This is a genomic window from Streptomyces sp. VNUA24 (assembly GCF_029167005.1).
Lineage (GTDB): Bacteria > Actinomycetota > Actinomycetes > Streptomycetales > Streptomycetaceae > Streptomyces > Streptomyces scabiei.
In genome coordinates this window covers 9,139,044-9,164,423 of sequence record NZ_CP119143.1, presented here as the reverse complement: position 1 = coordinate 9,164,423, position 25,380 = coordinate 9,139,044, and the positions used below count along the sequence as shown (strand labels likewise).

The 25,380-nt window shown below is 72.0% G+C and carries 23 protein-coding genes and 1 riboswitch; of the genes, 6 read left to right on the top strand and 17 right to left on the bottom strand.

What is annotated here, in order from left to right; all coding sequences use genetic code 11:
• Window positions 1-142 precede the first annotated feature (142 nt).
• On the bottom strand, window positions 143-1,747 hold the full coding sequence (locus tag PYR72_RS39450; RefSeq protein ID WP_275459728.1) for an amidohydrolase: 1,605 nt from the start codon (window positions 1,745-1,747) through the stop codon (window positions 143-145).
• Between the two features lie 75 nt (window positions 1,748-1,822).
• Window positions 1,823-2,263: an Lrp/AsnC family transcriptional regulator gene (locus PYR72_RS39445; RefSeq protein WP_005485572.1), complete on the bottom strand. Its 441-nt coding sequence runs from the start codon at window positions 2,261-2,263 to the stop codon at window positions 1,823-1,825.
• 269 nt (window positions 2,264-2,532) lie between these two features.
• Here PYR72_RS39445 and PYR72_RS39440 point away from each other — a divergent pair, with 269 nt between their 5' ends.
• Complete coding sequence (locus PYR72_RS39440) at window positions 2,533-2,976, top strand: hypothetical protein (protein WP_275459727.1); 444 nt, start codon at window positions 2,533-2,535, stop codon at window positions 2,974-2,976.
• Window positions 2,977-3,381: 405 nt separating this feature from the next.
• On the opposite strand, the gene PYR72_RS39435 is transcribed toward PYR72_RS39440, so the two are convergent.
• Window positions 3,382-4,554, bottom strand: a complete 1,173-nt coding sequence (locus PYR72_RS39435; protein ID WP_275459726.1) for an acyl-CoA dehydrogenase family protein — start codon at window positions 4,552-4,554, stop codon at window positions 3,382-3,384.
• Window positions 4,555-4,912: 358 nt separating this feature from the next.
• On the opposite strand from PYR72_RS39435, the gene PYR72_RS39430 reads away from it, so the two are divergent.
• Window positions 4,913-6,160 carry a glycoside hydrolase family 18 protein gene (locus PYR72_RS39430; RefSeq protein WP_275459725.1) on the top strand — a complete coding sequence of 416 codons (1,248 nt, stop codon included), beginning with the start codon at window positions 4,913-4,915 and terminating at the stop codon, window positions 6,158-6,160.
• A gap of 67 nt (window positions 6,161-6,227) precedes the next feature.
• Here PYR72_RS39430 and PYR72_RS39425 read toward each other — a convergent pair whose 3' ends face one another.
• The 3 genes from PYR72_RS39425 to PYR72_RS39415 all read right to left on the bottom strand — a co-directional run bounded on the left by PYR72_RS39425 (window position 6,228) and on the right by PYR72_RS39415 (window position 8,731).
• Window positions 6,228-6,887 (bottom strand): TetR/AcrR family transcriptional regulator, encoded by a 660-nt coding sequence (locus PYR72_RS39425; protein ID WP_275459724.1) that lies wholly within the window; start codon window positions 6,885-6,887, stop codon window positions 6,228-6,230.
• A gap of 103 nt (window positions 6,888-6,990) precedes the next feature.
• Window positions 6,991-7,137, bottom strand: coding sequence for an SCO1431 family membrane protein (locus PYR72_RS39420; RefSeq protein WP_013005082.1), 147 nt, complete (start codon window positions 7,135-7,137; stop codon window positions 6,991-6,993).
• A gap of 208 nt (window positions 7,138-7,345) precedes the next feature.
• On the bottom strand, window positions 7,346-8,731 hold the full coding sequence (locus PYR72_RS39415) for a peptidase C39 family protein (RefSeq protein WP_275459723.1): 1,386 nt from the start codon (window positions 8,729-8,731) through the stop codon (window positions 7,346-7,348).
• Window positions 8,732-8,904: 173 nt separating this feature from the next.
• Here PYR72_RS39415 and PYR72_RS39410 point away from each other — a divergent pair, with 173 nt between their 5' ends.
• On the top strand, window positions 8,905-9,558 hold the full coding sequence (locus PYR72_RS39410) for a hypothetical protein (RefSeq protein WP_275459722.1): 654 nt from the start codon (window positions 8,905-8,907) through the stop codon (window positions 9,556-9,558).
• 434 nt (window positions 9,559-9,992) lie between these two features.
• Window positions 9,993-11,867: an AAA family ATPase gene (locus tag PYR72_RS39405; protein ID WP_275459721.1), complete on the top strand. Its 1,875-nt coding sequence runs from the start codon at window positions 9,993-9,995 to the stop codon at window positions 11,865-11,867.
• A 159-nt stretch (window positions 11,868-12,026) separates the two neighbouring features.
• Here the strand turns inward: PYR72_RS39405 and PYR72_RS39400 are convergent, their stop codons facing one another.
• The 10 genes from PYR72_RS39400 to PYR72_RS39355 all read right to left on the bottom strand — a co-directional run bounded on the left by PYR72_RS39400 (window position 12,027) and on the right by PYR72_RS39355 (window position 21,363).
• Entirely contained in the window at window positions 12,027-13,115 is a 1,089-nt protein-coding gene (locus PYR72_RS39400) for a hemolysin family protein (RefSeq protein WP_275459720.1), read from the bottom strand.
• Complete coding sequence (locus PYR72_RS39395) at window positions 13,112-14,455, bottom strand: hemolysin family protein (protein WP_275459719.1); 1,344 nt, start codon at window positions 14,453-14,455, stop codon at window positions 13,112-13,114. Before PYR72_RS39395 ends, PYR72_RS39400 begins: the two co-directional genes overlap by 4 nt.
• A 269-nt stretch (window positions 14,456-14,724) precedes the next feature.
• Window positions 14,725-15,189 (bottom strand): PH domain-containing protein, encoded by a 465-nt coding sequence (locus PYR72_RS39390; protein ID WP_275459718.1) that lies wholly within the window; start codon window positions 15,187-15,189, stop codon window positions 14,725-14,727.
• A gap of 21 nt (window positions 15,190-15,210) precedes the next feature.
• Window positions 15,211-16,083, bottom strand: a complete 873-nt coding sequence (hisG, locus tag PYR72_RS39385) for an ATP phosphoribosyltransferase (protein WP_275459717.1) — start codon at window positions 16,081-16,083, stop codon at window positions 15,211-15,213.
• A 46-nt stretch (window positions 16,084-16,129) separates the two neighbouring features.
• Window positions 16,130-16,402, bottom strand: coding sequence for a phosphoribosyl-ATP diphosphatase (locus tag PYR72_RS39380; RefSeq protein ID WP_013005073.1), 273 nt, complete (start codon window positions 16,400-16,402; stop codon window positions 16,130-16,132).
• Window positions 16,403-16,436: 34 nt separating this feature from the next.
• A complete protein-coding gene (gene ribH / locus PYR72_RS39375; protein WP_275459716.1) occupies window positions 16,437-16,922 on the bottom strand; it encodes a 6,7-dimethyl-8-ribityllumazine synthase in 486 nt (161 codons plus the stop codon).
• Between the two features lie 60 nt (window positions 16,923-16,982).
• Window positions 16,983-18,272: a bifunctional 3,4-dihydroxy-2-butanone-4-phosphate synthase/GTP cyclohydrolase II gene (locus PYR72_RS39370; protein ID WP_275459715.1), complete on the bottom strand. Its 1,290-nt coding sequence runs from the start codon at window positions 18,270-18,272 to the stop codon at window positions 16,983-16,985.
• A complete protein-coding gene (locus PYR72_RS39365; RefSeq protein WP_059083330.1) occupies window positions 18,269-18,901 on the bottom strand; it encodes a nicotinamide mononucleotide transporter family protein in 633 nt (210 codons plus the stop codon). Before PYR72_RS39365 ends, PYR72_RS39370 begins: the two co-directional genes overlap by 4 nt.
• On the bottom strand, window positions 18,898-19,518 hold the full coding sequence (locus PYR72_RS39360; RefSeq protein WP_275459714.1) for a riboflavin synthase: 621 nt from the start codon (window positions 19,516-19,518) through the stop codon (window positions 18,898-18,900). Before PYR72_RS39360 ends, PYR72_RS39365 begins: the two co-directional genes overlap by 4 nt.
• 155 nt (window positions 19,519-19,673) lie before the next feature.
• Window positions 19,674-19,804: riboswitch (FMN riboswitch) on the bottom strand.
• 341 nt (window positions 19,805-20,145) lie between these two features.
• On the bottom strand, window positions 20,146-21,363 hold the full coding sequence (locus tag PYR72_RS39355; protein WP_275459713.1) for an ROK family transcriptional regulator: 1,218 nt from the start codon (window positions 21,361-21,363) through the stop codon (window positions 20,146-20,148).
• Window positions 21,364-21,589: 226 nt separating this feature from the next.
• Between PYR72_RS39355 and PYR72_RS39350 the strand changes: the two genes are divergently transcribed.
• Both PYR72_RS39350 and PYR72_RS39345 read left to right on the top strand, forming a co-directional pair.
• Window positions 21,590-22,801, top strand: a complete 1,212-nt coding sequence (locus PYR72_RS39350) for an MFS transporter (protein ID WP_275459712.1) — start codon at window positions 21,590-21,592, stop codon at window positions 22,799-22,801.
• 127 nt (window positions 22,802-22,928) lie between these two features.
• Window positions 22,929-23,642: a DUF5995 family protein gene (locus tag PYR72_RS39345; protein WP_275459711.1), complete on the top strand. Its 714-nt coding sequence runs from the start codon at window positions 22,929-22,931 to the stop codon at window positions 23,640-23,642.
• Here the strand turns inward: PYR72_RS39345 and PYR72_RS39340 are convergent.
• Window positions 23,639-25,336, bottom strand: coding sequence for an NAD(P)/FAD-dependent oxidoreductase (locus PYR72_RS39340; RefSeq protein WP_275459710.1), 1,698 nt, complete (start codon window positions 25,334-25,336; stop codon window positions 23,639-23,641). The genes PYR72_RS39345 and PYR72_RS39340 overlap by 4 nt on opposite strands.
• Window positions 25,337-25,380: the final 44 nt, after the last annotated feature.

Sequence of the window (25,380 nt, the reverse complement as noted above, 5' to 3'; positions counted from 1 at the left end):
AGAACCTACCCGTCTCCTGCGGCAGGCTGTCAACCGCTTCCTGACCTGCACAGTCGTCCTCCCGTGCCTGGTCGCGGGGCAGGAGCCGCAGGTCGTGCGGCGCGCCGTCCCGCCCGGTCCGGTCCGGTGCCGTTCCGGGAGATCACTCGCCCGGCCGTACGAAAACCGTGCGTCCGGCCACCACGGTCCGCAGACAGACCGGCAGGTCGCGGCCGGGGCTGAGGTCCGGCAGGCCGGGGGTGCCGGAGCGGGGGTCGGTGGACCAGCGGGCGACGCGGTCGTCGGGGGCCTGGACGACGAGTTCTCCGGTGCGCCACACCGCGTAGTCCGCGGGCGCGCCCGGCACGAGGACGCCCGCGTCGTCCCGTCCGACCGCCCGCCAGCCGCCCCGCGTGTGCGCCGTGAACGCGGCGCGCACCGACACCCGGTGCTCCGGCGTGCGGTGGAAGGCCGCCGCGCGGACCGTGCCCCACGGATCGAGCGGGGTGACCGGACTGTCGGAGCCGAAGGCCAGGGGTACGCCGGCACGCAGCAGGGCCGCGAACGGGTTGAGCGTGCGGGCCCGCTCCGGGCCGAGCCGCTCGGCGTACATGCCCTCGGCACCGCCCCACAGGGCGTCGAAGGCGGGCTGGACGGAGGCGGTGAGGCCGAGTTCGGCGAAGGCGGCGACGGCCTCGGGGGTGAGCATCTCGACGTGTTCGACGCGGTGGCGGGCGGCCCTCACACGGGCCAGGCCGACCTTGTCCGCCGCCGCGCGCACGCCCTCGACGACCGAGGCCACCGCGGCGTCCCCGATGGCGTGGAAGCCCGCCTGGAGGCCCGCCTCGGTGCAGGCGGCCACATGGGCGGCGACGGCGTCCGCGTCGAGGTACGCGGTGCCGGTGTGCGCGGCGTCGGCGTACGGCTCGTGCAGGCAGGCGGTGTGCGAGCCGAGGGCCCCGTCGACGAAGAGGTCGCCCGCGGCGCCGACGGCGCCGAGGGCGCGCGCCTTGTCGACGTCGCGCTCCGCCCAGTAGCCGACGACGCGCGGACCGGGCTCCTCGGCGGCGAGCCGGAGCAGTCCCGTGAAGTCGTCCTCGGAGGAGATCTCGGGGCCCGCGCACTCGTGGACCGAGCCGATGCCGAGCGAGGCCGCGTGGGCGAGGGCGGCCCGCTGCGCCTCGGTGCGCTGGGCGGGGGTGACGGCGCCCAGGGCGGTGGCGCGCACGGCGTGGTGGGCGTCCCGGGTGAGGGGACCGTCCTCGAAGGCTCCGGCGCCCGGCACCAGGTCGAGCAGGGCGGAGCTGACGACGGCCGAGTGGACGTCGATCCGGCTCAGGTAGAGCGGCCGGCCGCCGGTGGCCTCGTCGAGTTCGGCGCGGGTCGGCGGGCGGCCGCCGGGCCAGCGGGCGGCGTCCCAGCCGTGGCCCAGCAGGACGCGGTCGGCCGGGCGGGCGGCCGCGAATTCCCGTACGAGAACGAGGGCGGCGTCCAGGGTGGGGGCGGTGGAGAGGTCGAGGCCGGTGAGCGCGAGGCCGGTCGCGGTGGTGTGCACATGGGCGTCGGTGAACGCCGGGGTGACCAGGGCGCCTTCGAGGTCGATCACCTCGTCGACGTCGGCTCCGAAGGCGTCGGCGGCGCCCTCGGAGCCGACCCAGGCGACCTGGCCGTGCTCCACGACCATCGCGGTGGCGAACGGGTCGGCGGGGCTGTGGACTTCTCCGCCGCGGAGCAGGACGGTCTTCGACGGGGCGGTGCGATCACTCATGAGGACAGTCTCGCGCGTGCCGGCCGCCGCTCCGCACCAGGGCCGTGTCGGCGCCGGGTTCGACGACCGCGGCCGTCAGATCCGCGGCGGTCTCGCCTCGTACGGCGTCGACAGGACGACCGTCGTGCGGGTGGAGACCCCTGCCAGGGAGCGCAGCCGGGCGAGTAGTTCCTCCAGCTCGTGCGGGGTCGCCACCCGGACCTTGAGGATGTAGTTCTCGTCGCCGGCGACGCTGTGGCATGCCTCGATCTCCGGGACGCCCGCGAGGCGCTCGGCGATGTCGTCGGGGGCGCTGGGGTCGAAGGGTTTGACCGAGATGAACGCGGTCAGCGGCAGGCCGACGGCCTCCGGGTCGACGACCGCGGCATAGCCCCGGATGACGCCACGCTGCTCCAGTCGGCGCACGCGCTGATGCACCGCCGACGTGGACAGGCCCGTGGCCTTGCCCAGGTCGGTGTAGCTCATCCGCCCGTCCGCGACGAGCAGCTGCACGATCTGTCGGTCCAGCTCCTCCATGGCGCAAGAACCTACAGGGCGGCTGATCTCCTTCGATACCTGAGCGGCGCAGGTCATGCCCGGTTCGTGATGTGACGCGGGGCCGCACATGAGCCGTACGGGTGACAGTCGCGGCGTGTCGGGCATCTGCGACCGGCATGTGACGAAGACCACAGCACTCGAACAGGCTCTGTGATGATCTCGTGATTACCGGCGGGAGGGGGAGGGAAATGCTTGCTGTGGTCGGAGGCCGCAGCGCCTTCACGGCCCAGCCCGAGGGGGAGAATCCCATGCAGAATCCCAAGCGCCCTGGTCGTACCGCACCCAAGCGGCTCCAGGCGGTCGTCGATCTCGAGCCGGAGGGCGTCGAACCGGACGACGAGTTCGACGCGTACGACACCTTCGAGATGTACCGGGTGCTGTGCCCGGACTGCGCTCAGCCCATCGCCCTGCTGTCCGACGAGGACCGCCTGCCCGAGCACGCGCTCGTCGTGTCGCCGTGGAACCCGTTCGGGCTCACGGTCTGCGCCGGCACGGGCCGTTCGGCCGGCGAGGCCCGGCCCGCGGACGAGTCCTTCGCGACACAGGCGCAGGACACCGCCCTGCTGCTGACGCTCCCTCAGGGCCTCGACTGGCGGACACAGCCCTTCTCGCACGTCGGCGGTCCGGGCTCGCGCCCGATGCGCATGCCGGTGATGCGGCGTCAGCAGCCCGGTCAGCGCCGAGCGGCCTGACCCCGGGTCGGTCCGGCCCTCGACGCAGCCTCGACGCACGCGCCCGGCGGGCAGGCACGTCCTGCCCCGTACGGTGCGGCCGCGAACGCAGAGACGATTTTGCGGAGGGGTGACCAGCCGGCACGCCCGCGCGTTGGCACGGTATGACCCCATCTTTCCCGGTGGCCGGGCAACGGCGTCACATCTATGTGCCGACTTCGGCAGAATCGCTTCCGCAGGGGCCGGCCCAGCCGCAGGACCCGCCCATCTACCGGGCCCTGCTGCGGACTTGGGCCGAAGGAGGCCGCACCCTGCCGGGGCGTCACGATCCGGAGTGGGTGCGGCTGGCGACACCGCCGGGCGGCCTCGACCGGTTCCGCACCCTCGTGGACCCCTTCGGGGCGCCCGACTTCTTCCGCGGCTCCTTCAGCGTGACTCGGGGCCCGCGAGGTGACGGGCGATGACCATGCGCTGGATCTGGTTGGTGCCCTCCACGATCTGGAGCACCTTCGCCTCGCGCATGTACCGCTCGGCGGGAAAGTCCGCGGTGTAGCCGTAGCCGCCGAGGATCTGCACCGCGTCCGTGGTGACCCTCATCGCGGCGTCGGTGCACAGCAGCTTCGCCATGGCCGCCTGCTTGGAGAACGGGCGGCCCGCGTCGCGCAGCCGGGCCGCGGAGAGGTACAGGGCCCGGCCCGCCTCGGTCTGCGTCGCCATGTCCGCGAGCATGAAGCGCAGCCCCTGGAAGTCGGAGATCGGCCGCCCGAACTGCTGCCGTCCGGTGGCGTAGGCGACCGCCTCGTCCAGTGCCGCCTGGGCCACACCGATCGCGCAGGCGGCGATGCCGAGCCGTCCGGAGTCGAGCGCGGACAGGGCGATCGCGAAGCCCTGGCCCTCCTCGCCGAGGCGCCGGGCGTCACCGACGCGCACGCCGTCGAAGTTCAGCTGCGCGGTGGGCGAGCCCTTCATGCCCATCTTCTTCTCCGGCGCGGCGGCGCTCAGCCCCTCGGCGTCGCCGGGCACCAGGAACGCGGTGATGCCCCGCGAGCCCTCTCCGCCCGTGCGGGCCATGACCGTGTAGAAGTCGGCGACTCCGCCGTGCGTGATCCAGGACTTGGTGCCGGTGATCACCCACTCGTCGCCCTCCCGCACGGCCTTCGTCCGCAGGGACGCGGCGTCGGAGCCCGAGGCGGGCTCGGAGAGGCAGTACGCGCCGAGCAGGCCGCCGCCGAGCATCGCCGGCAGATGCTCGACCTGCTGCTCCTTGGTGCCGTAGTTGGCGAGGGCGTGGCAGGCGAGCGTGTGGACGCTCACGCCGAGCCCCACGGTGAGGCGGGCCGCGGCGAGCTCCTCCAGGACCTGGAGATAGACCTCGTACGGCTGGTCGCCGCCGCCGTGCTCGGAGTCGTAGGGCAGGCCGAGCAGTCCCGACTCCGAGAGCAGGCCGAAGAGTTCGCGCGGGAACCGGCTCGCGTCCTCCTCCTCGGCCGCGCGCGGGGCGATCTCCCGCTGTGCGATCTCGCGGACGAGCGAGATCAGGTCCCGGGCCTCCTCCGTGGGCAATTGCCGATCCACCGGCTGCGGGGCGCGGTCGGGCATGGCGACGCTCTCCTCCCTGTCGGGCACTGCGGCGGGCACGCACGGGGGATGTCGTGGTGCCGCCGGGTCTCACGTGCCACAGCCGATGGTCCTCCTCCGGATCACGGAAGCCGCTGATCAGCGGCGGTGGCGCTTGGAGTATGCCCGATCCGGAGCAGCGAGTCACCGGTTAACGAGCGTTCATTCGGACACATTCGCCGACACACCGCCGCCCGGACGGAATTGGTCCGAACCATTGACCTCAGTGGTCTAGTCCTCTACGTTCTCCCCAGCCGGCGCGGCCGTCACGATCCCGCCCGCCGCCCCAGCAGGTCCAGGCAGCACCTCCCCCGTCACGCTCCCCTCCCCCGGAGTCACGATGCTCAGACAGCACAGCCCCCGTCTCCCCGTCAGGACGCTGCTCGCCGCCACGTGTTGCGCCGCGCTCGGCGCCGGACTGCTCGCCGGAGCGGGCACCGCGACCGCCACGCCCGCGCAGCCCGGCCCGCGGGCCCAGGCTCCCGGCGCGCCCCACTCGAAGGTCGTCGGCTACTTCATCGACTGGGGCATCTACGGCCGCCAGTACTACGTCAAGAACATCGAGACGTCCGGCTCGGCGAAGAGGCTCACCCACATCAACTACGCCTTCGGCAACGTGGTCGACGGCAGGTGCGCGATCGGCGACCCGTGGGCCGACGCCGACAGGCCCTTCAGCGCCGAGGAGTCCGTGGACGGCGTCGCCGACAGCGCGGACCAGCCGCTGAGCGGCAGCTTCAACCAGCTGCGCAAGCTGAAGAAGCTGCACCCGAACCTCAAGATCCTCTGGTCCTTCGGCGGCTGGACCTGGTCCGGCGGCTTCAGTGAGGCGGCGAAGGACCCGGCGGCCTTCGCGGACTCCTGCTACGACCTCGTGGAGAACTCCCGGTGGAAGGACGTCTTCGACGGCATCGACATCGACTGGGAGTATCCCAACGCCTGCGGTCTCACCTGTGACACCAGCGGCCCGGAAGCCTTCGAAGACGTGATGGCGGCGCTGCGCAAACGATTCGGCAAGAAGGAGCTGGTCACCGCGGCGATCACGGCCGACGCCAAGAAGGGCGGCAAGATCGACGCGGCCGACTACGCCGGCGCCGCCAAGTACGTCGACTGGTACAACCCGATGACGTACGACTACTTCGGCTCGTGGGACACGACCACCGCCCCGCACTCACCGCTGTACCCCTACCCCGGCATCGCCGACCGGTCCTTCAACACCGCCGCCACCATCAAGAAGCTGAAGGGGCTCGGCATCCCGTCCTCCAAGCTGCTGCTCGGCATCGGCTTCTACGGCCGCGGCTGGACCGGGGTCACCCGGTCGGCGCCCGGCGGCACGGCGACCGGGCCGGCCGCGGGCACGTACGAGGCGGGCTACGAGGACTACAAGGTGCTCAAGAAGACCTGCCCGGCCAACGGGGTCGTCGGCGGGACCGCGTACGCCAAGTGCGGTGACGACTGGTGGAGTTACGACACCCCGCGCACCGTCAAGGGGAAGATGGCCTACAAGAACGCCCAGGGTCTCGGCGGCACCTTCTTCTGGGAGCTGAGCGGCGACACCCCCGACGGCGAGCTGATCAAGGCGATCAAGTAGCCCTCGTGACACGGGACTCGGGGCGGGGGCGGTCTGCGGGCTCCCCTCCCCCGGGTCCCGGCCGCGTTCAGGCGTGGCGCCGGGCGGGCTCGGGTGTGCGGTAGGCGGGGGCGAGTTCCTCGATGGCGCGCAGCGAGCCGCCCAGCATCTTGACCAGCAGATCGCGCATGGTGTCACGGGGCAGCTCGGGGCGGCCGATCCAGTCGAGGGTGGCGCCCTCGACCGCGCACACCCAGCCGAACAGGCCCATGCGGGCCACCGGTTCGATGTCGCTCCTGCCGTACGCGCCCTCGGCGATGGTGGCGACCATCGCCTCGCGGACACCGTCCCGGATGGCGTGCACCTGGGCGTCGAAGCCCACGCCGCCGCTGACGATCGTGCGGTAGGCCGCCTGGTTCTCCTCCGCGTAGCGCAGATAGACCTCGATGGTCCGGTGCACCCGGTCCACGGGCGGCAGTTCGAGGCCGCTCGCCGCGAACGTGATCAGATCGGCGACCGAGTCCTCGACGATCGCGAGGTAGTAGCCGCGCTTGGACTTGAAGTAGTAGTAGATCAGCCCCTTGGCCACATGGGCCTGGCGCGCGATGTCGTCCATGGACAAGGCGCCGTACGACGTGTCGGCGAACAACTTGCGCCCGATGGAGATGAGTTCGGCGCGGCGCGCCAACGAACGGTCGGTGCCGCGGGCCCGCGGCGCCTCGACACCACGCTGCTCACTACTCTTCAATTCCGGTCCTGGTCTCCGACTGCCAGCGGGACAACCGCAGTATGGCAGACCCTCTCCAACAGCTTGTTCGACTCTGATCGACAGAATCGACCGCCGGATCAGGTCACAGCAGACCCAGCTGGGTCAGCAGCATCGCGACCACCACGACCAGGGTCCAGCCCATGAGGTGTTCGACGGTCTTCGGGGCGTCGTCCCGGGGGCCGCCCGTGCCGGTCTGGACACGGTTGGCGGTGACGGAGGTCGCGGTCATGGCGGCTCGCTGGTCTGCTCGGCGGTGCGGTGGCGGTGATCGGCGGGCGACGGACGCCTTGCGGCCCGCAGGGCCGTGCGCCCCCGCCGTCGCGTCCACCTTGCCACCGGATGGGCGGTTCGTGACCGAGACCTTGGTCACACGCGCAAGCGGGCGAACGGCGCGGCCCCCGGTCGCCCGGGAGCCGCGCCGCGCCTGCGCACCCGTGTCAGCAGACGCCCACCGCCGCGAGCGCCGCGAGCTGGCGGGGTGTGGGCCGCGCCGGGAAGTAGAGGTAGCAGACGCCACCGGTGCCGGAGACGACCTTGCCGGTGGCGTTGTACCGCTTGGTCCGCAGCCAGATATTTTCCCACTCGCGCCGCCGGTAGACGCGGCGCACCTCCTCGTTGGTCGGCGAGTTCGGGTCGTTGGCGACGACGTCGCCCTCGGCGGTGAAGCCGATCACCGTCATGAGGTGCCCGGCCGTGCCGTATCCCGCGCCCGTCAGCTCCGACGCGAGGAAGGACTGGGAGGTGATCACCGGGATGCCCGCCGCGATCAGCGTCTCCAGGTCGGTGAGCGAGCCCAGCCGGGTCACCACGCCCTGCATGTCCTTGTAGGTGGCGGCGTACGCGGTGTTGAAGGGCCAGTTGCCGCAGCCCTCGTACTGGTAGTCGAAGGTGAACCGCGCCGCGTGGCACACCTGCGGGTCCGCGAACGCCGGGTTCACCCAGGCCAGGTCCGCGGCACTGGGCTTCCGGCCCCAGAACTCTATGATCATCTGCGAGGAGGTGGGGCTGCACCAGGCCTCGCCGCCGTTGTCGTACTCGGGGTACTGGCCCTTGTGGGTCTCCTGCGAGTAGCGCGGGACGGCCAGTTCGCGGGCGACCCCGGGGACGGAGGCCGGGACGGTGAAGCGGTCGGGCACGTCGGAGCCCATCGCGCCGAGCCGCCACACCGTGGGCGTGAGCCGGGTGCCGGGCGTGCGGTGGAGGGTCAGCCGCAGCCGGTAGGAGACGAGACGCAGCCCGGAGGCGGGGTCGTCGATGGCGAAGGTGTCGGTCCAGATGCTGCTCCGGCCGTCCTCCTGCCCGTCCACGGAGGTGCGCCTGATGTCCTGGTCGCCGGACGCCCACCGGCCCAGCACGTACCAGGGCGTGTCCGTGCCGTCGGAGTACGTGCCGCGCATGTCGATGCCGATCCAGGTGCCCGCCGGGGTGTGGGCGTTCCAGGAGGCGATGACCTCGGTCGCGGGGACGGTGAGCCGGTGGACTGGGGAGGTCCAGGTCGCGTACTCCCAGGTGGCCGTCCGCCCGGTGTGCGGGTCGGTGTGGTCGAGCGTGCCGAGCGGGGTCCCGACCACCACGCCCGGGCGTTCTCCCGCCTTGGCCCGGGTGCCCTCGTGGCTGCCGGAGCGCCAGTCGGTGTAGGTGGTCCAGGCGTGGTAGTCGGACAGGCGTTCCGGTGCTGGTGCGCGACGGGCGAGGGCCGCGCCCCGGCCGCTCGCGGTGTCGGCCACCGCCCGGTCCGGTGACACGCCCGCCGCGGCGGTGGCGGCGACGGTGACGGCTGCGGTCAGGACGGTTCTGCGGGACGGCTCGGAAAGGCTCGTCATCTGCGGGAGACCCCCAGTGATCTCTGAAGGAACGGTTCAGACGCACGGCTGTTCGCCCACTATGAACGGCGGACGACGGCTTCTGCCAGCACCTCGCGCCTCGCCACGCCCGCCAATATTGGTCGACACCTCTGGCATGGTCCCGGCCTCGCGCCACGGTGTTGAATCCCGGTATGCACGCCTCCCCCGCACCCATGGACCCGGCCGTCGCGGCACTCGCCGCCCGGCTGCGACGGCTGCCGCCCTCCTGCGGGCCGGTCCGGCTCGTCGGGGTCGACGGGCACGCCGGCTCCGGGAAGAGCACCTTCGCCGGACGGCTCGCCGACGCGCTCGACGGCGCCCCGGTGCTGCACCTCGACGACGTCGCCACACACGAGGAACTGTTCTCCTGGACCGGGCGCCTGCTGGAGCAGGTGATCGAGCCGCTCCGGAACGGCCGGAGCGCGCGGTGGGACCCGTACGACTGGCGTGCGCGGGCGTTCGGCCCCGCTCGTGTCCTGCCGCCCGCGCCCGTGGTCGTCGTCGAGGGGGTGGGCGCGGGCAGGCGTGCGCTGCGACCGCATCTCGCGGCACTGGTGTGGATGGAGTTCCCCCGGGAGGCGGCCTGGGCGCGGGGGCAGGCGCGGGACGGGGCGGAGCAGAGCGAGTTCTGGGACGGCTGGGTCCGGGCGGAACGCCGGCACTTCGCCGAGGACCCTTCTCGGCCTTTCGCCGGTCTGCTGATTCGGCCGGGAGACACGGGGTACGGGGTGCTGCCGGGACCTGCGACGACTCCAGGATCCGAGCCTCCCCTCACTCAGGGTGACGGACCATCCGCAATGTGCTGAACCTGTGAAGACGACTGTCCGAGAAGTGCCCCGAGAGCCCCAACTCGGCTTGACCCAGGGGCCGTACAGGTCTTACGTTCTCAATGTGCGGTCCTCGGCGACCGCCCTCCTACGCGAAGCCCCCGGTTGTTCCCCCGTGATCGGGGGCTTCGTTCTGCCCTTTTCCGGCTCTTCCGGAACCCCGGGGGCACGATTCCTTCACCCTCGGTCACCGTCCGCGACGCGCCCCGTCCGCTCCCGCCTCCTCGGACGAGCACGGCGGCACCCTTCGAAGGGCGACCGACCCGCAGGTACGATGCCCAAGGTGCGACCTTCGGACGGCGGCAGCAACGCTCCGGCGCAACTCCCGTCCGCTGCACAGCGGTTCGACGAAGGCTGCCGACGGGCACCGGCCCGTTCGGTTTCCAGCGGGGGCACGGTTTGTGGGGGACGTGATGGACTTCGGCTCGCGGGGCCCCGAGGCACCGGCCGACCTCGCCTGGCTGCGAGGCGTGGACGCCTACACGATGGGCGCCTATCCGCAGGCGGAGGAGGAGTTCCGCGCCGCGGTGCGGATGGATCCCGGGATGGCCGACGGCTGGCTCGGGCTGCACGCGCTGCGGGTGGACACGACGACCGCGCTGCTGAGGATGTTCCGGCACCGGGAGCGCTTCGGCGAGCAGCGCTCGCGCCACCGGCGGACCCTCAACTCCTGGTACTGGCTGGGCTGGTGGGTGCAGCCGGTGCTGGAGAGCCCGCGTGATCTGCTCCTCGCGCACGCCTCGCACTGGCTGGACGGCCGCCATGTGCCCGAGCTGGACCGGGCGCTCGCGGGACTGCCGCCGGTCGACGCGGACCACCAGGTGCGCTTCCTGCACGCCTGCCGGGCCTATCTCGTCAAGGACTGGGAGCAGTTGGTCCGGCACACCGATCCGCTGCTCGACGATCCGCTGCTGGGGATCGAGGCGGGCCTGTTCGGCGGGATGGCCCGGGTGCGGCTGGAGACGTACGGCCAGGCCGAGCCGCTGCTGTCCGCCGCGCTGATGCGCTGTCGCAGCGAACAGCCGCAGCGCAAGGAGCTGCGCTACTGGCTGGCGCGGGCCCACGAGGGCACCGGGCGCAGCGCGGCCGCGCTGCCCCTGTACCGGGCGGTGCACCGCGTCGACCCCGCCTTCATGGACACCTCGGCCCGGCTGGCGGCCATCGCCGAGGGGGACGGGTACGACGAAGACGCGAGCGACTTCGCCGCGATCGCGCTCGCCGGGATCGGGCAGGACGTCCTCGACGGCGACGGGCTGGAACCGTTCTTCGACCCCGAGGGCCGGGACCTGAAGGTCTCCGACCCCGGGCTCCCGCCGTCGGGCGGGCTGCCACCCGAGGCCGGCGACACCTTCGTACGGGAGAAGTCCGTGGTGCCGGTGGAGCCGCTGTCGCTGCCGGCCGGGCCGACGGACCCGGAGCTGCTGGAGGAGGCGCTCGAGGAGCTGGAACGGATGGTCGGCCTTGAGCCGGTGAAGCGGCAGGTCAAGGCGTTGTCCGCGCAGCTGAACATGGCACGGCTGCGGGCGGGCCAGGGGTTGCCGGTCCAGCCGCCCAAGCGGCACTTCGTCTTCTCCGGGCCGTCCGGGACCGGGAAGACGACCGTGGCGCGAATACTGGGCCGGGTCTTCTACGCGCTCGGGCTGCTGGGCGGCGATCACCTCGTCGAGGCGCAGCGGGCGGACCTCGTGGGCGAGTACCTCGGGCAGACCGCCGTGAAGGCCAACGAGCTGATCGACTCCGCGATCGGCGGCGTGCTGTTCGTGGACGAGGCGTACTCGCTGTCCAACTCCGGGTACGGCAAGGGCGACGCGTACGGCGACGAGGCGCTGCAGGTGCTGCTGAAGCGCGCCGAGGACAACCGGGACCACCTGGTCGTGATCCTGGCCGGCTACCCGGAGGGCATGGACCGGCTGCTGGCCGCGAATCCCGGTCTGTCCTCCCGGTTCACGACCCGCGTCGACTTCCCCTCCTACCGTCCGCTGGAGCTGACCTCCATCGGGGAGGTGCTGGCCGCGGAGAACGGGGACGTGTGGGACGAGGAGGCGCTCGACGAGCTGCGGTCCGTCTCCGGGCACGTCGTCGACCAGGGGTGGATCGACGAGCTGGGGAACGGGCGGTTCCTGCGGACGCTGTACGAGAAGAGCTGCGCGTACCGGGATCTGCGGCTGTCGGGGTATCCGACGATTCCCACGCGGGACGATCTGTCGACGCTGCGGTTGCCGGACCTGATGCAGGCGTACGGGGAGGTCCTGTCGGGGCGGGGGCCCGGGGAGCCGTCGGCCATGTGAGGTTTTCTCGCCCCCGCCGCCCCTACCCGTCCCATCCCCAGGGGCTGCGCGCCCCTTCGACCCCCGGTCACAGACTTCGGGGCTCCGCCCCGGACCCCGTTCGCGCAGTTCCCCGCGCCCCTGAAGGGGCGCGGGGAACTGCGGGCGGCGGGGGCGGAGTCAGCTTGCGAGGGCCTCCTTCGGGGATTCGCTGCCCCTCGGTTCCGTCACCCGGGGCGGCTGGAGCTCGCGGTGGGCCGGGTCGCGGACCTCGCCGACCAGGAGTTCCAGGACGTCCTCCAGGGCCACCAGGCCCAGCACCTTGCCGGACGCGTCCGCCACCTGGGCCAGATGCGTGGCGGCCCGCCGCATGACCGTCAGCGCGTCGTCCAGCGGGAGTTCCGCGCGGAGGGTGGTCATGGGGCGCCAGACCTGCTGGGGGACGGCGCGCTCGGAGTCCTCCAGATCGAGGACGTCCTTGACGTGCAGGTAGCGGCCCATGAAGGCGCCGTTCTCCGCGATCACCGGGAAGCGGGAGTAGCCCGTGCGGGCGGTCAGGGCGACGACCTGGGCGGGGGTCACCGAAGGGGCCACCGTCACCAGGGAGTCGCGCCTGAGCAGGACGTCCGTCACCGGGCGGGAGCCCAGCTCCAGCGCGTCCTCCAGGCGTTCCTGCTCCTCGGGGTCGAGCAGCCCGGCCTGGCCGGAGTCCTCGACCAGCCGTACCAGCTGGACGCTGGTGAAGACCGCCTCGACCTCGTCCTTGGGCTCGACGTGGAAGATCCTCAGCACCAGCCGGGCGCAGGCACCGAGACCGGCGGTGACCGGCCTGCACAGCCGCGCGAAGGCCACCAGCGCCGGGCTCAGCCACAGCGCCGTCTTCTCCGGCGCCGCCATCGCCAGGTTCTTCGGCAGCATCTCGCCGATGACCAGGTGCAGGAAGACGACGACGGCGAGCGCGATCACATAGCCCAGGGGATGGATCATGCCGTGCGGCAGCCGGATCGCCTCGAAGACGGGCTCCAGCAGCTTCGCCACCGTCGGCTCGGCCACCGCGCCCAGCGTCAGCGAGCAGACGGTGATGCCGAACTGGGCCGCCGCCATCATCTGGGGCAGGTTCTCCAGGCCGTAGAGCACCTGACGGGCCCGGGTGGTCCCGAGCGGCTCGATCTGGCTGCGGCGGACGGAGACGAGGGCGAACTCGGCGCCGACGAAGAAGCCGTTGGCGAGCACGAGGAGCAGGGCGAACAGGAGTTGGATCAGGCTCATCGGGCCGCCTCCGCGAGCGGGACGGAGTCCGTGGCGTCCGCGGTGCGCACGAGGCGTACGCGCTCGGCCCGGTAGTGCCCGACCTGCCGTACCGCGAGGCGCCAGCCGGGCAGTTCGGCCCGGTCACCGGGCGCGGGGATACGGCCGAGGAGGTCGGCGACGAGCCCGGCGACCGTCTCGTACGGGCCCTCCGGGACGTCCAGGCCGATGCGCTGGAGCACGTCGACCCGGCAGCTGCCGTCGACGTCCCAGGCGAGGCGGCCGTCCTCGGGCGGGGCGGCGGCGAGTTCGGGCCGCTCGTGGCCGTCGTGCTCGTCGCGGACCTCACCGACCAGTTCCTCGACGATGTCCTCCAGGGTCACCACCCCAGCCGTGCCGCCGTACTCGTCGACGACGACGGCGATGGGCTGCTCGCTGCGCAACCGGGCCAGCAGCGGCTGCACCGGCAGCGACTCCGGGACGAGCAGCGGGGCCTTGGCGATACGGCCGACCGGGGTGTGCAGCCGTTCGTGGGCCGGGATCGCGAGGGCGTCCTTGAGATGGGCCATGCCGACGATCTCGTCGATCCGCTCCCGGTAGACGGGGAAGCGGGAGAGACCGGTGGCCCGGGTCAGGTTGACCACGTCCTCGGCGGTGGCCGACGACTGCAGGGCGCTGACCTTCACCCGGGGCGTCATCACGTTCTCCGCGGTCAGCTCGCCCAGGGAGAGGGTGCGGACGAAGAGGTCGGCCGTGTCCTGTTCCAGGGCGCCGGCCTGGGCCGAGTGCCGGGCGAGGGAGACCAGCTCGCCGGGGGTCCGGGCGGAGGCCAGTTCGTCGGTGGGTTCGACGCCGAAGGCGCGGACCAGCCGGTTGGCGACGGCGTTGAGCGCGGCGATGACCGGGCGGAAGAGGCGGGAGAACACGTGCTGCGGGCCCGCGACGAAGCGGGCGACCTGCATCGGCTTCGACACCGCCCAGTTCTTGGGCACCAGCTCGCCGATCACCATCTGCACCGCGGAGGCCAGCAGCATGCCGACGACCACGGAGATCCCGGAGACCGCGCCTTCGGGTATGCCGAGGGCGGTGAAGGGGCCGTGGAGTATCTCCGCGAGCGCCGGTTCGGCGAGCATGCCGACGACGAGGGAGGTGATGGTGATGCCGAGCTGGGTGCCGGAGAGCTGGAACGACAGCTCCCTGAGCGCGCCCACCACCTTGTGGGCCCGGCGGTCACCCTCGGCGGCGGCCTTCTCGGCCTCCGCCCGCTCGACGGTCACGAGGCCGAACTCGGCGGCCACGAAGAAGCCGTTGGCGAGGATCAGCAGGAACGCGGCTCCGAGGAGCAACAGGGGGATGATCATGCCGCCGCCTCGATGCGTCGAAAGGGGGCGGCGCAGGTACTACAGGACGATCCGTCCATCGCTGGAAGGAGTCACTCCTCGAACTAGCAGGGAGCCTCTGCCTTCCGGGTGGAGCGGCAGAGGCGGAGGCGCGACGAAAACGCCTCCGCCAACAGATTAATCAAGACAGGGGCCACTGCGGCAGGGGCGGCGGCCCCGAGTCGTCCCTGATCTTGCTCCCGGCCGTCCCCGGGGGCCGGCCCCCGACGCGCCTCTTTGCCGCGGCCGGGTCAGTCGCGGTGCTGGTCGGGCTCGGTGACCGACCTGGCCTCGACCAGGGCCCGGAGGGTCCGGGCGTCCTCGATGGCGCGCTGCTTGGCGATGCCGGGCTGGATGCCGAGGGCGGGCAGGCTGGTGCCGTCGGTGAGGTCGAGGAAGACCCAGGGGTCGCCGACCCGCAGGTTCACCTGCACGATCTCCGCCCAGTCCAGCTGCCGCCTGGCAGTGATGTTGACCACGGTCACCCCGGACTCGTCGGCCACCACCCGGGGCCGGGAGAGCAGGCCGAGCACCCCGGCGAGCAGGGCCGCCGTGAAGACGAAGCTGAGGCGCTCCCCCGGGCCGAGTGTCGGCAGCAGCAGCGCGACCACCGTGATGACCGCGAAGATGGCGCCCGCCGCGGTCAGCAGCACGGCACGGGTGCGGCCCGGCCGAAAAGTGACCGGCAGGGTGGGGAGGACGGACTGGTCCGGCATGGTGAAACGACTCCCCGGCCGTCAGAGTCGGCAGGCGTGGATGGCGGTGGTCAGGATGGCCCGGGCACCGATGTCGTACAGATCGTCCATGATCCGCTGGGCCTCCTTGGCCGGGACCATGGCGCGCACGGCGACCCAGCCCTCGTTGTGCAGCGGCGAGACGGTCGGGGACTCCAGGCCCGGGGTGAGGGCGACGGCCTTCTCCAACTGCTCGACGCGGCAGTCGTAGTCCATCATCACGTAGGTCCGGGCGACGAGGACGCCCTGGAGTCGGCGCAGGAACTGCTGCACCTTGGCCTCGTGCTCCGAGCTCTCCGGGTCCTCGGAGGTGCCGGCGCCGACGCGGCGGATGACGACGGCCTCGGACTTCATGATCGGGTCGCCGAAGACCTCCAGGCCGGCGTTGCGCAGGGAGGTGCCGGTCTCGACGACGTCGGCGATGACCTCGGCGACACCCAGCTCGATGGCGGTCTCCACGGCGCCGTCGAGGTGGACCACGGAGGCGTCGATGCCGTTGTCCGCGAGGTGGCCGGCGACGATGCCCTCGTAGGAGGTGGCGACCGTCTTGCCCTTGAGGTCGCCGACGCCGGTCGCCGTTCCCGGCTTGGCGGCGAAGCGGAAGGTGGAGCGGGCGAAGCCGAGCGGGAGGATCTCCTCGGCGTTCGCGCCGGAGTCGATCAGCAGGTCCCGGCCGGTGATGCCGATGTCGAGGCGGCCGGAGGAGACGTAGATCGCGATGTCGCGGGGGCGGAGGTAGAAGAACTCGACCTCGTTGACCGGGTCGACGATCCGCAGCTCCTTGGACTCCCGGCGCTGCTGGTAGCCGGCCTCATGCAGCATCTCCCCCGCAGGTCCGGACAGGGAACCCTTGTTGGGGACGGCGATGCGCAGCATGAGGCGAGCTTCCTTCGTTCGTTCGGGAGGGGGTGTGCGGTGCGGTTCAGAGGTGGGCGTACACGTCGTCCAGGGAGATGCCGCGGGCGACCATCATCACCTGGACGTGGTACAGCAGCTGCGAGATCTCCTCGGCGGCCGCTTCCTTGCCCTCGTACTCGGCGGCCATCCAGACCTCGGCGGCCTCCTCGACGACCTTCTTGCCGATGGTATGGACGCCCTTCTCGACCAGTTCTGCGGTGCGGGAAGTGGCGGGGTCGCCGGTGGCGGCCTTGTGCTGGAGCTCGGCGAACAGCTCCTCGAACGTCTTCTTGGACATGGTGAGGCTCAGCCTACGCGCAACCGCCCCTGCCTCAGCGCCAGGGTTCAGATACTGAGCGGAGGATGGTCGCGGTCGCCACCGCCGCCGTCACCGCCTCGTGGCCCTTGTCCTCGTTCGAGCCCTCGATGCCCGCGCGGTCCAGGGCCTGCTCCTCGGTGTCGCAGGTCAGTACGCCGAAGCCGACGGGGACGCCCGTGTCCACGGAGACCTGGGTGAGGCCCTGGGTGACGCCCTGGCACACGTACTCGAAGTGGGGGGTGCCGCCGCGGATGACGACGCCGAGGGCCACGATGGCGTCGTAGCCGCGGCCGGCGAGGACCTTGGCGACGACCGGGAGTTCCCAGCTGCCGGGGACCCGCAGGAGGGTCGGCTCGTCGATGCCCAGGTCGTGCAGGGCGCGCAGGGCGCCTTCGACGAGGCCGTCCATCACCTTCTCGTGCCACTGGGCCGCGATGACCGCGACGCGCAGGTCGCCGCAGTTGCGTACGGACAGTTCGGGTGCGCCCTTGCCGCTCACGTTGCTCCTTGATGCCTGTGGTTCCTGGGACTGCTGTTGCGTGGTTCGTGCCGCTGGTCGTTACTGGTTGCCGCAGGTGGACGCCGTCGCGGTGTCCAGCCAGGGCAGGTCGTGACCCATCCGGTCGCGCTTGGTGCGCAGATAACGGAGGTTGTGCTCGCCCGCGCGGACCGGCATCGGTTCGCGGTCGGTGACCCGCAGGCCGTGCCGGACGAGGGCGTCGGTCTTCTCGGGGTTGTTGGTCATCAGGCGCAGGCTGCGGACGCCCAGGTCCGTCAGGATCTGCGCGCCCGCGCCGTAGTCCCGGGCGTCGGCGGGCAGGCCCAGTTCCAGGTTGGCGTCGAGGGTGTCGCGGCCGAGTTCCTGCAGTTCGTACGCGCGCAGCTTGGACAGCAGTCCGATGCCGCGGCCCTCGTGGCCGCGCAGGTAGACGACGACGCCCCGGCCCTCGGCGGCGATGCGTTCGAGGGAGGTCTGCAGCTGGGGGCCGCAGTCGCAGCGCAGCGAGTGGAAGATGTCGCCGGTGAGGCATTCGGAGTGGACGCGGACGAGGACGTCCTCGCCGTCGCCGATCTCGCCGTGGACGAGGGCGACGTGCTCGACGCCGTCGACGGTGGAGCGGTACCCGTGGGCCGTGAAGTCGCCGAAGGCCGTGGGGAGCCGGGTCTTCGCCTCACGCCGGACGGTGGGCTCGGCGGAGCGGCGGTAGGCGATGAGGTCCTCGATGGAGATGATCGTCAGGCCGTGCTTGCGGGCGAACGGGATCAGTTCGGGCAGGCGCAGCATCCGGCCGTCCTCGCCGGCGATCTCGACGATCGCGCCGGCCGGGCGCAGACCGGCCAGGCGGGCGAGGTCGACGGCGGCCTCGGTGTGGCCGTCGCGCACGAGCACCCCGCCGGTGCGGGCGCGCAGCGGGAAGATGTGGCCGGGGCGCACGAAGTCGCCCGGTTCGGCCGTGCCGCTCGCCAGGAGCTGGAGGGTGGTGGCGCGGTCGGCGGCGGAGATGCCGGTGGTGACGCCGTGCCGGGGGGCCGCGTCGACGGTGACGGTGAAGGCGGTGCGCATGGACTCGGTGTTCTGCTGCACCATCTGCGGCAGTTCGAGCCGGTCCAGCTCGTCCCCCTCCATGGGGGCGCAGATCATGCCCCGGCACTCGCTCATCATGAAGGCGATGATCTCGGGGGTGGCCTTCTCCGCGGCGATGACGAGGTCGCCCTCGTTCTCGCGGTCCTCGTCGTCGACGACGACGACCGGGCGGCCCGCCGCGATGTCGGCGATGGCCTGTTCGACGGGGTCGAGGGCGAAGTTCTCGATGTCGCCGGTGCTGTAGAGGATCGGCGCCGTGGTCATGCCGGAGCTCCTTCCAGGACGGGCTTGCGGGAGCGCAGCCACCAGTCGCGCATGCCCCACAGGACGAGCGCGCCGTAGATGATGTAGACGAAACCGGAGAAGGCGTAGCCGTTGGCGAAGTTGAGCGGGACGCCCACCAGGTCGACCAGCAGCCAGGCGAACCAGAACTCGACCATGCCGCGTGCCTGGGCGTACATGGCGACGATGGTGCCGGTGAAGATGTACGCGTCCGGCCAGGGGTCCCAGGACAGGGTCGGGAACGCGGTGAAGATCCCGCCGACGGCGAGGGTGCCGAGCACGGCGCCGGCGATCAGGCCGCCGCGCTCGCGCCAGGTGGCGAACCGCGGGGTGATGGCGCCGTCCGCGGACTGGCCCTTCGTACGGTTCCACTGCCACCAGCCGTACGCGGCGACGGCCATGACGATGACCTGCTTGCCGGCGCTGCCGGTGAGGTGGCCGACGAAGGCGCCGAAGAGGACGAGGCCGGAGAGGAACTGCACGGGCCAGTTCCACAGGGAGCGGACCGCGCCGAGGGCGAGGGCGATCAGGCCGAGGATGTTGCCGATCATGTCCGACCAGAGGATCTGCTGGCCGAAGGCGGTGAAGGCGACGGTGTTCAGCGCGTTCACTGTCCCGCTCCCGGTGTGCCGGTCGTCCCGCGGTCGCCCAGCAGGCGCTCGACGTACTTGGCGATGACGTCCACCTCCAGGTTGACCGGGTCGCCGGGCTGCTTGCGGCCGAGCGTGGTCAGGTCGAGGGTGGTCGGGATGAGGCTGACGGTGAAGTGGTCGGGGCCCGCGTCGACGACGGTGAGGCTGATGCCGTCGACGGTGATGGAGCCCTTCTCGACGACGTACCGGGTGAGGTCCGCGGGGAGCGAGATCTTGACGATCTCCCAGTTCTCGGACGGCTTGCGCTCGATGACCTCGCCCGTGCCGTCGACGTGGCCCTGGACGATGTGCCCGCCGAGGCGGTCGCCGACGGCCATGGGGCGTTCGAGGTTGACGCGGGAGCCGACGGTGAGGGCGCCGAGGCTGGAGCGCTGCAGGCTCTCCGCCATGACGTCGGCGGTGAACCAGTCGTCCTCGTGCTCCACGACCGTGAGGCAGACGCCGTTGACGGCGATGGAGTCGCCATGGCGCGCGCCCTCGGTGACGACGGGGCCGCGCAGACGGAAGCGGGAGGAGTCGCCGAGCTTCTCGACGGCGGTGACCTCACCCAGCTCTTCGACGATTCCGGTGAACACTTCCCGGGTCCTCCTGCCTCGTAGGGCACGGACTCCGGGGCTGTCGAAGACGACAGACATGAGCGGACAGCGGCACAGGGAGCGACGCCGTGTGAAGACCCACCCCTGAGGGGGTAGGCCAAAAACAGACGGCAGCGCGCACGAATGCCCGCCCGCCGCGCACTGCCTCCCATCCGGACTTTAACCGTCGGTCCAGGAATTTCACCTGGTCAACCGGCCGCTGGAAGCGACCGGGTCGCGGACTGTAACCGCCGGTTCGGACTTTCACCGACCCCGGAGTGCGCTGCTTCTGGTACAGAGCCAGTGTGCCACGCCCGGTCGACACCCATGCGGGTGAGAACTGTGGGGTGGCTCACAGTCCGTGTCACTGGACTTCTTCAGCGTCACCGGCACACCTCCACATCTCCCTGACCAAGGGTCAACTCCCTTGCCGACGAACCCACTCGAAAGGGGCGAGACCCATTGACCCGCTTGGTCTAGTCCTTTTAAAGTCTGCGGTCGCGGTACCCGCCCGGAACGGCCCGGCGACGGTGACGACGGCCCTTGCCCCGTCGCCGGGTCCCTCGGGCACTTCCCCGCGGCGGGCACGCACCTCCGGCGGCACGCACGGCCCGGCGAAGCCGGCCGTCACCGGGCGGGCGGCGCGAACACCTCGTCCTGTGCGGCCTCGCGGGCCATGAGCAGCGCGCCGCGCAGCACGGCCGCCCCGCCGAGCCCGCTCGCGCGCACCTCGGTCGGCAACGGCGACATCGCCGCCAGGCGCCGCTCCACCCGGACGGCCAGTTCCTCCCCGCCGGCCTGTCCGACCTCACCCCCGAGCACCACACAGCCGGGGTCGAGCACGGCCACGACGGAGGCCGCGCCGAGGGCGACACGGTCGGCCAGGGCGTCGAGGAAGGGCGCCCGGGTGTCGCCGGGTACGGCTCGCCCGGCGGGGGTGCCGCCCGGCGGGGGCCCGGCCGCCGCCCGTACCAGCGTCGCCGCGTGCGGCTCGCCCGGTGCGGCCCCGGCGGTGAGACCGTGCGCCTCGGCCAGGGCGCCGACCGCCGCCGCGCCGGCCAGGGAGTGGAAACCTCCCTCGCAGTCGGTGGCCGAGGGGAGCGTGGCCGGACCCGGCACCGGCAGGAAGCCGATCTCGCCCGTGCCGCCGGAGGCGCCCCGGCGGAGGTGGCCGTCGAGGACGACGGCGGCGCCGGTGCCGAGGCCGAGCCAGAGCAGGACGAAGGTGTCGCGGTCGCGGGCGGCGCCGTCCCGCTGCTCCGCGAGGGCCGCGAGGTTGGTCTCGTTCTCGACGAGCACGCGGGCCGGCAGCCGTTCACCGAGGGCGGCGACCAGACGGCGGTGCCATGCGGGCAGGCCGCTGGAGTCGCGGAGTTCGCCCGTGGCCGGGTCGATCAGGCCGGGGGCGCCGACCACCACCGTGTGCAGCCGGTCGGCGCCCGCCTCCTTCGCGGCGCGCTCCACCAGGGCGACCGCCTGCTCCACGGCGGGCCCCGTGCCGGTGTCGTCCGCGATCGGGACCGACGCCCGCGCCAGTTCGCGGCCGAGCAGGTCGGCGACGACGACGGTGACGCCCTCGGTGCGCACATCGAGCGCGGCGAGGTGCGCACGGTCCGCGACGATGCCGTAGAGACGGGCGTTGGGCCCGCGCCGCTGCTCGCCCGACTCCCCGACGACGCCGATCAGCCCGGCGGCGGCGAGGCGCTCCACGAGGTCGGCGACCGTGGGCCGGGACAGACCCGTCAGCTGCTTCAACTGCCCGGCCGTCAGCGGCCCTTCCTGCTGCAGCAGCCGCAGGGCGAGCCGGTCGTTGATGGCTCGGGCGGTGCTGGGTGATGCGGGCATGCCGGGATCCTCCCAGATCTGCGGCGCCGCGCGGCCGGTGGCCTCGGCGACCGCCCCCTATTTATCAGGCAGGGTTCCTGATAGTTTACTGCGCGCGACGGAACGGGGTGGGCGCGGGGCATCGGGGAACCGGAAGTCCCAGGGGCGGTCACGCGGCGGACGGACCCCCGGGTGTCGCCGTGCGCGCCGACGGCTCGGCGCATTCAGTGCACAGGGAGGCGGAGGAATGGGCGTGACGGTCTACGAGCAGCGCGAGGTGAGGCGGGCGCGGTACGCCGTGGCGGCCGTGTTCGCCGTGCACGGCGCCGTCACCGGCTCGTTCGCGACGCGCGTGCCGTGGATCCAGGACCACGCGGGGGTCAGCGCGGGCCAGCTGGGCCTCGCCCTCGCCTTTCCGGCGATCGGCGCGTCACTGGCGATGCCGCTCGCGGGCCGGATCAGTCACCGCTTCGGCGCCCGGACGGCCCTGCGCGGGCTGCTCTCCCTGTGGACGCTCGCCCTGGTCCTGCCGTCCCTGTCGCCGAACCTGTGGACGCTCTGCTTCGCGCTGTTCGTGTACGGCGCGTCGGCGGGCATGGCGGACGTGGCGATGAACGCGCTCGGCGTCGAGGTCGAGAGCCGCATCGGCAAGTCGATCATGTCGGGCCTGCACGGCATGTGGAGCGTGGGCGCCCTCGTGGGCTCGGCGGGCGGCACCCTCGCCGCCCACCTGGGCTCGGACGCCCGGCTGCACCACGGGCTGGCGGCGGCCACGCTCACCCTCCTCGGTCTGGTCGCCTGCCGATGGGTACTGGATCTGCGGCCCACCGAGGACGAGGAGCCGCCGCCCCGGTTCGCACTGCCTCCGAAGTCGGCCCTGCTGATCGGCGCGGTCGGGTTCTGCGCGGTGTTCGCGGAAGGGGCGGCGCTGGACTGGTCGGCGGTCTACCTGCGGGACCAGTTGGAGGCGTCGGCCGGACTCGCGGCGGCGTGCACCACCGGCTTCATGCTGACCATGGCGGTGGCCCGGCTCGCGGGCGACGCGGTCGTCAACCGTTTCGGCGCCGTCCGCACGGTGCGGGCGAGCGGCGCCCTGGCCGTGCTCGGCGGGGTCCTGATCGTCGTCTCGGACCAGCCGGCGGTCGCGATGGGCGGCTTCGCCCTGATGGGCCTCGGCATCGCGGTCGTCGTCCCGCTCTGCTTCGCCGCGGCCGGCCGCAGCGGGCCGAACCCCAGTCTGGCCATCGCGGGCGTCGCGACCATCACGTACACCTCCGGACTGGTCGCGCCGAGCGCGATCGGTGGTCTGGCGGAACTGACCAGCCTGGTCGTCTCGTTCGGCCTGGTCACCGCGCTGGCGTGCGGGCTGGTCGCCTTCGCGGGGGTGCTGCGGGCCGGCGAGCGGCACCACCCCCGGGTGCCCCGCACCGACTCGGCGGTCCTCGACCCGAAGCCCTGACACGGGCGCCGGAACCGGCCGGGGCGGGCGCGGAGGGAGCCGCTCCGGCGCGTCGCGTTACCCCGTTCCGGGGACGCGCCGGGCACGGCGGCGGCCGAGGCGGGCCCGGCCTGGGACCCTGCCCCCTATGGCGCAGTCGGAACAGTCCACCCCTGCCGTGGACGCAGTGGACACGGTCGTCTCCCGTATGCGGGCGCTGGACGCGGTCCTTCCCGCGCGGGACGGGATCGCCGTCTTCAACCGCGTCTACCTCACCGTCACGCAGGACATCGGCCGGCGGCTGGAGTCCGGCCACTTCCCGGACACGGAGGCGGCGGTCGCCCTGGACGTGCTCTTCGCCGAACGCTATCTGCGGGTCGCCGAGGGTGAACACGCGCCCGCCTGCTGGCGGCCGTTGCTGCAGTTCCGGTGCCATCCCGGCGTACGGCCGCTGCAGTTCGCCCTGTGCGGCATCAACGCGCACATCGGGCACGATCTCGCGCTGGCCGTCGTGGACACCTGCCGCGCGCTCGACTGCGAACCCGCCGATCTGGAGGACGAGTTCGAGCACGTCGGCGATGTCCTCGTGTCGCTGGAGGGGCGCGTGCGCGAGGAGCTGATGCCCGGGCCGGACCTCCTCCAGATCGCCGATCCGCTCACCCATCTGCTGGGCGCGTGGAGCCTGGAACGCGCCCGCGAGGCCACCTGGTCGGCGGCCCGCGCCCTGTGGGCGCTGCGCGGGCTCCCCGATCTCGCCGAGGAGTCCGCCCGGCGCCTGGACGCGGCGGTGGGCCTGACGGGCCGCATGCTGCTGACCCCGCTGCCCGACTGCCCGTACCCGGGGGCCTCCGACAGGCCCTAGTCCTCCGGGAGTTCGACGGGCGCGATCGCGTCGTACACGTCTCCGGGCCCGGGGTTGGTGGTGTCGGTGGTGCCGCCGAAGTGGTGCATGACGCCCCAGACCGCGTTGAGCGCGGTCTGGATCGCGCCCTCGGCCCAGCCGGCCGTCCAGGAGATGTCGTCGCCGGCGAGGAAGATGCCCCGCTTGTCCTCGGGCAGCCGGTCCTGCATGAAGTGGGTGAACAGGCGCCGCTGGTAGCGGTAGTGGCCGGGCAGGTTCGCCTTGAAGGCGCCCATGAAGTAGGGCTCGTTCTCCCAGGAGACGGTCACCGGGCTGCCGATGATGTGGCTGCGGATGTCGACGTTCGGGTAGATCTCGCCGAGCGACTTCAGCATGACCTCCATCCGCTCGTTCGCGGACAGCGGCAGCCACTTGAGGCTGTCGTCGCACCAGGTGTAGGAGAGGCAGATGACGGCGGGCCGGTCCGGGCCGTCGTCGAGGAGGTACGTGCCGCGCGTCATACGGTCGGTGAGGGTCATCGACATGACGTCCCGACCCGTTTTCTCGTCCTTGTCCAGCCAGAACGGCCGGTCGACCGGCACGAACAGCTTGCTGGACTCCATGTAGTGGGTCCGCTCGATCGCGGTCCAGTGGTCGATCGGGAAGAGCGAGTCGTCGCAGGCGATCTTCGACAGCAGCATCCAGGACTGGGCGGTGAAGATCGCCGCCCGGTAGGTGCGGATGTCGCCGTTCGCGTCCGTCACCGTGATCCGGTTGCCGGCGGTCCGGTGCAGCCGGGTCACGGCGGGCCGCGGCTCACCGTCGACGTGCAGGGACCGCAGGGACGTCCCGTACGGCCAGTGCACGATCTTCTCCGGCTCACGCTCCCACAGGCGCAGCGGGAGCTGCTGGCTGCCGCCGACGATGCCGCGGTGGTGGTCGTCGGCCTCGGTGTAGACGACCCGCAGGATCTCCAGGATGGAGTTGGGGAAGTCGGTGTCCCAGCCGCCCGTGCCGAAGCCGACCTGGCCGAAGATCTCGCGGTGCCGGAAGGACTTGAACGCCTCGGAGTCGCAGAGGAACCCGTAGAAGGTCTGGTTGTCGAGCCGCTCGACGAGCTTCGCCCAGATCTCCCGGATGCGCGGCACGTCCCGCTCGCGCAGGGCGCGGTTCATGTCGGAGAAGTCGGCGCCCTCTTCGAGACAGGCGTTCCAGGCGGCGGCGACGTCCCGGTAGACCTGCGGCAGGTCGTCGATCGTCTCGGCGTAGTGGGACTCGCCCTTGAGGTCGACGACGGTCGAGGGCGTGGCCTCGGCCAGCGGGTTGGGGAAGGGACGGGTCTCCAGACCGGCCAGGTCGATGTAGTGCTGGAGCGCGGTGGAGGACGGCGGGAAGCGCATCGCCCCCATCTCGGCGGTGAGCGAGGGGTCGCATCCGTCGAACCCGACGGTCCGCAGGCGCCCGCCGATGCGGTCGGCCTCGTACACGACCGGCTTGAGCCCCATCTTCATCAGCTCGTACGCCGCCACGATGCCGGACAGCCCGCCGCCGATCACCGCGACCTCGGCGCCGTGCTCGGTGGCGGGGATCTGGCCGAGCCCGGCCGGGTGGGCCAGGAAGTCGTCGTACGCGTACGGGAAGTCCGGGCCGAACATGGTGATCGGCGGCTGCTGCTCGTCTGCGTGCTCGATGGCGTTGGGCACGGTGGACGTCATGGGGTACGGACTCCTAGCGGAAAAGGGGTGTGCGGGGTGGGGCG